Source organism: Arhodomonas sp. KWT (assembly GCF_010993615.1).
Map to the genome: position 1 here is coordinate 1 of NZ_WNXE01000142.1, position 6,931 is coordinate 6,931.

Consider the following 6,931-nt stretch of genomic DNA (forward strand, 5'->3'; position numbering starts at 1 on the left):
GGCGTGAGGAACACCGTGAGTGGCCAGCCGCCGCCGCGGCCGTTCAGGAGCTGGTGGGCCGTCTGGTAGATGCGGTCGAGGTCCGGGCGTTCCTCGCGGTCGACCTTGATGCACACGAAGCCCTCGTTCATCGCCGCGGCGATCTCCGGCGACTCGAAGCACTCGTGGGCCATGACGTGGCACCAGTGACAGGCGGAGTAACCGATGGACAGCAGGATCGGACAGTCGCGCTCACGGGCCTCCGCCAGCGCCGCCTCGCCCCAGGGGTGCCAGTGCACCGGATTGTCCGCGTGCTGGCGCAGATACAGGCTGGCCTCGCGGGCCAGTTCGTTGCTGCCGGTGGTGGCCATGGTGGTGACGCCTCGCTCCTGCTCGTGTGCCCCGCCGCCCGGACCGTGGAGGCCGGCACCCGGACGGCGCAGCCGCAATGGTAGCATTCGGGCCAGACAGACGATGCGGGAGAGTCCGGCAAATGGACTGGGTTGACGACACGGGCTGGCTGGCCTCGGCGCGCTGGTGCCCGTCACCGAACCACAACGAGCGCCCCGCGGGGACGGCGGTCGACGCCATTGTGCTGCACGGGATCAGCCTGCCGCCCGGGGATTTCGGCGGCGACGCCATCGAGAGGCTGTTCACCAACCGGCTCGACCCGGCGGCGCACCCGTTTTTCGCGGAGATCGCCGACCTGCGGGTTTCCTCGCACCTGCTTATCCGCCGTGACGGCGAGCTGGTGCAGTTCGTGCCCTTCCCCCGGCGTGCCTGGCACGCCGGGCGCTCGTCCCTGGCGGGGCGCGCGGAGTGCAACGATTTCAGCATCGGGATCGAGCTGGAGGGGAGCGACGATATCCCCTATGCGGGGGCCCAGTACCAGCGTCTTGAGGCGGTGCTGGCAGTGCTGATGGCGGCCTATCCGGCGATCCGGCCGGAGCGGGTGGTGGGGCATTGCCATGTGGCCCCGGCTCGCAAGAGCGACCCGGGGCCGGTCTTCGAGTGGGGCCGCTTGGCGCGTTCCCTCGGTATCCCCGCGCCGGGCATCCCCGGGGTCCAGCGCTACGGGGGCAGGTAGGCGCGCTTCGCCCACTGCCGATAGTCCCCCTGGAACGCCCTTTGGCTCTCGAGGATCCGCCGGAACAGCGGATCGTCCGCGGCCATGGCGTCGAGGAGGTCGTCGGTGATCCCGCGGAGCTCTTCGAGGACGTGGCGCGGGATGTCGCCGGCGTGGATCCCCTGCTCGCGGAAGCGGTGGAACGCCTCCGGGTTGCGGGCCTCCGATTCCGCCAGGGCGTAGCTGGTGGCCGCCATGCAGGCGAGGCGGATGCGCTCCCGGTCCACCTGTGCCAGCCCCCTCCAGGATCCCTCGTTGACCAGCAGGTATTGGGCCGAGAACGGCTGGTGCCAGCCTGGGAACAGGGTGTACTGCACGTATTCGTCCAGGTCGAGGAACTCGTCGACGGCGGGCAGGGAGAACTCCGCCGCATCCAGGGCGCCGGCCGCCAGCGCGGTGGCGACTTCGTCCGCCGGCACCGTGCTCACCGTCGCCCCAAGGCGCGTGATTACCCGCGCGCCCAGCCCGGCGAAGCGGATCCTGAGGCCCTCGAAGTCAGCGAGGCTTTCGATAGGGCGGCGGTACCAGCCCGCCGTCCCCGGGCCGATGATCCCGCAAAGCTCCGCGTGGACAGCGTGACCGGCGCGGGCGTAGACCTCGGCGAGCAGCGCCTCACCGCCGTGGAAGCGGTACCACGCCAAGAACGCCCAAGGTTTCATGCCGAAGGGAACGGAGGCGAACAGCGATACCGCCGGAATGGTGTTCTGGTCGTAGCCGATCCAGGTGTAGCCGGCCTCGACCTCGCCGCGGCTTACCGCCTCGAGCACCCGCATGGGCGGTACCGGCTTGCCGGGTCCGGTGACCTCCAGGTAAGGGTGCCGCCACTGATCCCCTCCAGGCGTTCGGCCATCCACGAGGCCGGCGTGGCCAGGGCGGGCAGCTCGGCGGGGAAGCCAAGGGCCATGCGCCAGTGTACCGGCGTCTCATTGCTGGCGTCGGCGCTTGCGGCAATGCCGACGAGCGCGGCCGCAGCGACGACGCCGGCGTGCCGGCGTAGCGCACCTATGGTCTGCCAGCCCCTGGAACGGGGCCCGGCGACGGGGGTCGCCGCCGGGTCCGGTGCGCCGTTAGAGGCACTCCTTGATGGCCTCGAGATCCGGGAGTTCCCAGTCCTCCCCATAGGTGCGGCTCAGGTTGAAGGGCGCCGAGACATCACGCCAGGCGGCATAGTCCTTGAGATAGGAGATCTGGGAGTAGTAGACCTTCGCGGTCAGCGGATCCTCGCAGCTGCTCTTGACGATCACGTCGTTGGCGATCTGCTGGAGCTTCTTGAGGTCCTCGTCCGGCAGACGGGTGATCTCCACCCCCGCCTCCTTGAACGCCCGGGTACCCTCGGTGGAGCGCCGCTCCGACCAGGACAGCGACCAGGCCATGGTGGCCTCGGCGGCGGCCTTCAGGGTTTCCCGGGTCTCCTTGGGCAGCGCATCCCAGGCGTCCTTGTTGATCATCACGCCGAAGACGCTGGCGGACTGGTGCCAGCCGGGGGTCGCCCAGTAGTCGGTGACCTCCTGGAAGCCCGCCTCGAAGTCCACGCCGGGCACCGAGAACTCGGCGCCGTCGACCACCCCGCGCTCCAGGGCCTGGTAGATTTCGCCACCGGCGAGGCTGACCTGCTGGCCACCCAAGCGCTCGAGTACCCGGCCCTGGTCACGACCGGACAGGCGCAGGCGCAGGCCCTTGAAGTCCGCCAGCGAACGGATGGGCTTATTGGTATGGAAGCCGGACTCGTTGTTGGTGATGCCATAGGGCAGATACACGAGACCGAACTGGCCGTAGACCTCCTGGTAGAGCTCGAAGCCGCCCCACTCCTGGATCCAGTTCATGTAGTCGGTGGCGTTGAACAGCATCGGCTGGCTCGCAAGGGGCGCGAATGCCGGGCTGCGGCCGGCCCAGTAGCCCACCCAGTCGCCGGCAGCCTCGATGTTGCCGGCGCTCGCGGCGTCGAAGACCTGGGTACCCGGCATTAGCTCGCCGCCGGGATGGAAGCGGATATGGAGCTCCTCGTCGGTGAGCTTGTTGGCCAATTCGACCCAGTGCTTGTCGATCTCGATGAGCTCGATGGACGACGGCCAGGTGGTGGTCATGGTCCACTCCGCCTGGGCGGCGGCGGCCTGGCCGGTGGTCGCCGCCAGGCCCAGGGCCGCGAGGCCGCCGAGCAGCAAGCGGCCCAGGGTCACTCCGGTGGTCTTGCGCATGGTCTCTCCTCCGTTTTTTTGGGGGGGCGTCTCCGGGAATCCCGCGGCCATGCTAACCGAACAGCCGATTCGGCAACCAGGTCACCAGGCCGGGGAACAGGGCCATCATCCCGATTATGGCCAGGATGATGAGCACGAACGGGATGATGCCGCGATACAGGTGCAGGGTCCCCACCTCCGCCGGGGCCACGCCCTTGAGATAGAACAGGGAGTAGCCGAACGGCGGGGTCAGGAACGAGGTCTGCAGCATCACTGCCATCATCACCACGAACCACAGCGGGTCCATCTCCATGGCCTCGATGACCGGCAGCATGATAGGGAAACTCAGCAGCACGATGCCCGTCCAGTCCAGGAACATGCCGAGCACGAAGACGATCAGCAGCATGGTGAGGATGAGCATCGCCGGGGGCAGGCCCGAGCCGATGAGCGCGTCCTGGACCATGCCCATGCCGCCGCCGGTGTTGAACACTCCGGTGAAGGCGGTGGCGCCGACGATGACCCACAGCACCATGGCGGTGACCTTGCCGGTCTCGAACAGGCTCACGGCGAAGCGGCGGAGGGTGAACTGGCCGTAGATCACCATCAACACGAAGGCGAGGAAGGCCCCGATGGCCGAGGCCTCGGTGGCGGTGGCCACGCCGGTGAACAGCGCGCCGAGCACGCCGAGGATGAGGGTGATCGGCGGCAGTACGTGACGCAGTAGCCGTCCCGCCACCTCCGCCCGGCCCACGGCGGCGAGCTCCTCGCTGGCCGCCGGCGGCGCCCAGTCCGGTCTGAAGGTGGCGATCAGGACTACGTAGAGCGCGTAGGCCAGGCCGAGGAGCAGGCCCGGGACCAGTGACCCGGCGAAGAGCTCGCCCACCGACAGGGGGGAGTAACTCGCCATCAGCACCAGCATGATGCTCGGCGGGATGAGGATGCCCAGCGTGCCGCTCGCCATCACCGTGCCGGTGCTCAGCTCCTTTTGGTAACCGTATTCCAGCATCGGGCGCAGCGCGATCATCCCCATCACGGTGATGGAGGCGCCGACGATACCCGTGGTGGCGGCGAGGAGCACGGACACCACCACCACCGCCAGGGTCAGCCCGCCGCGGATGCGCGCGAGGGCCAGGCGCAGGGTCTCGAACATGCGGTCCGTGACCCCGGAGTCGCTAAGGAAGCGGGCCATCAGAATGAACAGCGGTATGGCCACCAGGACGTAGTTGTCCATGACCCCGCCGTAGATGCGGTTGACAATGATGCCGAAGACCTGTGGCCCCGGCCCCAGAAAACCGGCGATCACGGCGATGCCGCCGAGCACGAAGGGCAGCGGGTGGCCCATGAACAGGCCGACCAGCAGCCCGCCGAACATCAGGACGGTGAGCCACTCAGGCGACATGGGCGTTGCCCCCACGGCTCAGCACGCGTGCCGCGCGCAGAAACGTCGCCAGGGCCTGGAGGCCGATGAGCACCGCGGCGATGAGGATGACCGTCTTGATGGGATAGACGGGGATGGCGATGATCCCGTAGGTAGTCTCGCCGTAACGCCAGGAACGGGCGACGAAGCTGAACCCCGTGTACAGCATCACCGCCAGAAAGGGCAGGCAGAACAGCAGGTAGCCGATGACCTCGAGCAGCGCCCGGGCGCGCTGCGAGAGCCGCTCCTTGAGGACATCCACCTCCACGTGGGCGCGGTGAAGCAGCGCGTAGCCGCCGAGCAGCATGAAGTGCAGCGCATAGAGCTGCTTGGTGACCTCGAAGGCCCAGTCGGTGGGACGGGCGAACAACGTCCGCGAGCCTACGTCGTAGATGGTAAACAGCACGATGAGCACAGTGGCGACGGCGATGACCCGCCCCGTCCACTCGTTGAGCCCGTCAATGGCTCGCAATAGGGCCTGCATGGCGTTGTTCTCCCCCCTTCTACTTGTGCAGGTCAGGTGACGCCGGGCTGGGGCCGTCCTGGCGGTTACCGGGGCGTCTTCGTGCCCTGCGGGGTGCCGTTGTACCGCTCACCCGTACCGCGGATTATTGGGCACGTGGCCGCAAGCTGTCAATCCCCAGCCTTTTCCAACGAGACATGAGCCTGAAGGAGGGGCGTGATTCCAACGTGAAGTGACTCTGAAGGCGGTCGGGGTTTGGGATCATCGGAGGATGATCATCATGCTCAAGACCCAAGGGCTCCAGTCCCTGGAGCAAGTCCGCGCCTTCCTGGAAGGCGTCCGTCCCCTCGGTTTCGAGGCCCCGGCCCGGGAGGCCGCCTACGAGTGGATTGCCGGCGAGCTGCGCCGCCTCCACTACCCCCGCCTGGGCAAGGCGGACAAGGGCCTGGTGCGGCGCTATCTGGCCAAGGTCACCGGCCTGTCCCGGGCGCAGATCACCCGGCTGATCCAGCAATTCTGCGAGACCGGCGCCATCCGTGACCGCCGTGGCCCGCCAGCGGCGCCCTTCGCCCGGCGCTACACCCCGGCCGATGTCCGCCTGCTCGCCGAGCTCGACGCCCTGCACGGCACGCTCTCCGGGCCGGCCGCCCGCAAGCTCTGTGAGCGCGCCTACGCGGTGTTCGGCGACACCCGCTACGAGCGCCTTGCGGGGATCTCCAACGGCCCTCTCTACAACCTCAGGGGCTCACAGACCTACCAGCGCCAACGCGGCTCGGTGGACAAGACGCACCCGGTCAAGGTCAATATCGGCGAGCTTCGATCCCCCCGCCCCGAGGGCCGTCCCGGCTTCCTGCGCGTCGATTCGGTCCACCAGGGCGACCTCGACGGCATCAAGGGCCTCTACCACATCAACCGGGTCGACGAGGTCACCCAGTTCCAGTTCGTCGGCTCGCTCGAGCGCCTCTCCGAGCGCTTCCTGCTGCCGGTGCTCGAGGCCTTGTTGGAGGCGTTTCCTTTCCTCACCCTCGGCTTTTACGCCGACAACGGCTCGGAGTACATCAACAAGCGCGTCACCACGCTGCTCGAGAAGCTGCGCATCGAGCAGTTCTACCGAAGTCCCGCGCCCGCAAGAGCAACGACAACGCCCTGGTGGAGTCGAAAAATGGCTCGGTGGTGCGCAAGCACCTCGGCTACGCCCACATCCCCGCTCGCTTCGCCGAGGCGGTCAACGCCTTCGCCCAGGGCGTGCTCTCGCCCTACCTCAACTTCCACCGCCCCTGCTTGTTCCCCACCGAGGAGGTCGACGCCAGGGGCCGCATCCGCAAGCGCTACCGCTACGAGGACATGATGACCCCCTTTGAGAAGCTCAAATCCCTGCCCAGGGCCGACCACTACCTCAAGCCCGGCATCACCTTCGAACAACTGGATGCAATCGCTTACGCCATCAGCGACAATGAGGCCGCCCGGCGACTCAATCAGGCCCGGGCCGAGCTGTTTCGTTCCATCAACAACACCCAAAACCCGGCCGCCTGAGGGGGATCACTTACCACCTTCCTTCAGGCTCATTTCAGGATTGGAAAGGACTCCCCCGGCCGGTCGCGGTCTCAGCGGCCGGGGCCGGGCTGCAGCGCGGCCTCGCAGGCGACGGCGGTTATCGCGTCGCCGTCGTCGAGCCGTACCGCGGTGAGGGAGCCGCCCCACAGGCAGCCCGTATCCAGCGACAGCACGCGGGCGTCCGAGATCAGTCCCAATGTCGACCAGTGGCCGAAGAC

At 67.8% G+C, this 6,931-nt stretch carries 8 protein-coding genes; 3 read left to right on the forward strand and 5 right to left on the reverse strand.

The annotated features are described in order from the left end of the window. Positions 1–350 (reverse strand): DUF255 domain-containing protein (locus tag G7A99_RS15065; RefSeq protein WP_163141587.1); only part of this gene is annotated, 350 nt, incomplete at its 3' end. A 122-nt stretch (positions 351–472) separates the two neighbouring features. Between G7A99_RS15065 and ampD the strand changes: the two genes are divergently transcribed. Continuing rightward, positions 473–1,066 carry a 1,6-anhydro-N-acetylmuramyl-L-alanine amidase AmpD gene (ampD, locus tag G7A99_RS15070; protein WP_163141590.1) on the forward strand — a complete coding sequence of 198 codons (594 nt, stop codon included), beginning with the start codon at positions 473–475 and terminating at the stop codon, positions 1,064–1,066. On the opposite strand, the gene G7A99_RS15075 is transcribed toward ampD, so the two are convergent. The 4 genes from G7A99_RS15075 to G7A99_RS15090 all read right to left on the reverse strand — a co-directional run bounded on the left by G7A99_RS15075 (position 1,051) and on the right by G7A99_RS15090 (position 5,180). Beyond that, positions 1,051–1,878, reverse strand: coding sequence for a TRAP transporter substrate-binding protein (locus G7A99_RS15075; protein ID WP_163141593.1), 828 nt, complete (start codon positions 1,876–1,878; stop codon positions 1,051–1,053). The two genes, ampD and G7A99_RS15075, sit on opposite strands and share 16 nt — an antisense overlap. Before the next feature lie 294 nt (positions 1,879–2,172). Then, positions 2,173–3,300: a TRAP transporter substrate-binding protein DctP gene (gene dctP / locus G7A99_RS15080; protein ID WP_163141595.1), complete on the reverse strand. Its 1,128-nt coding sequence runs from the start codon at positions 3,298–3,300 to the stop codon at positions 2,173–2,175. 52 nt (positions 3,301–3,352) lie between these two features. Further along, a complete protein-coding gene (locus G7A99_RS15085; protein ID WP_163141598.1) occupies positions 3,353–4,678 on the reverse strand; it encodes a TRAP transporter large permease subunit in 1,326 nt (441 codons plus the stop codon). Next, positions 4,668–5,180, reverse strand: a complete 513-nt coding sequence (locus tag G7A99_RS15090) for a TRAP transporter small permease subunit (RefSeq protein ID WP_163141601.1) — start codon at positions 5,178–5,180, stop codon at positions 4,668–4,670. The genes G7A99_RS15085 and G7A99_RS15090 overlap by 11 nt, the downstream gene beginning before the upstream one ends. A 259-nt stretch (positions 5,181–5,439) precedes the next feature. Between G7A99_RS15090 and G7A99_RS15095 the strand changes: the two genes are divergently transcribed. Next, entirely contained in the window at positions 5,440–6,507 is a 1,068-nt protein-coding gene (locus G7A99_RS15095) for a transposase family protein (RefSeq protein WP_240466296.1), read from the forward strand. Next, positions 6,504–6,692, forward strand: a complete 189-nt coding sequence (locus tag G7A99_RS25575) for a hypothetical protein (RefSeq protein ID WP_240466297.1) — start codon at positions 6,504–6,506, stop codon at positions 6,690–6,692. The genes G7A99_RS15095 and G7A99_RS25575 overlap by 4 nt, the downstream gene beginning before the upstream one ends. The last annotated feature ends 239 nt before the right edge of the window (positions 6,693–6,931 follow it).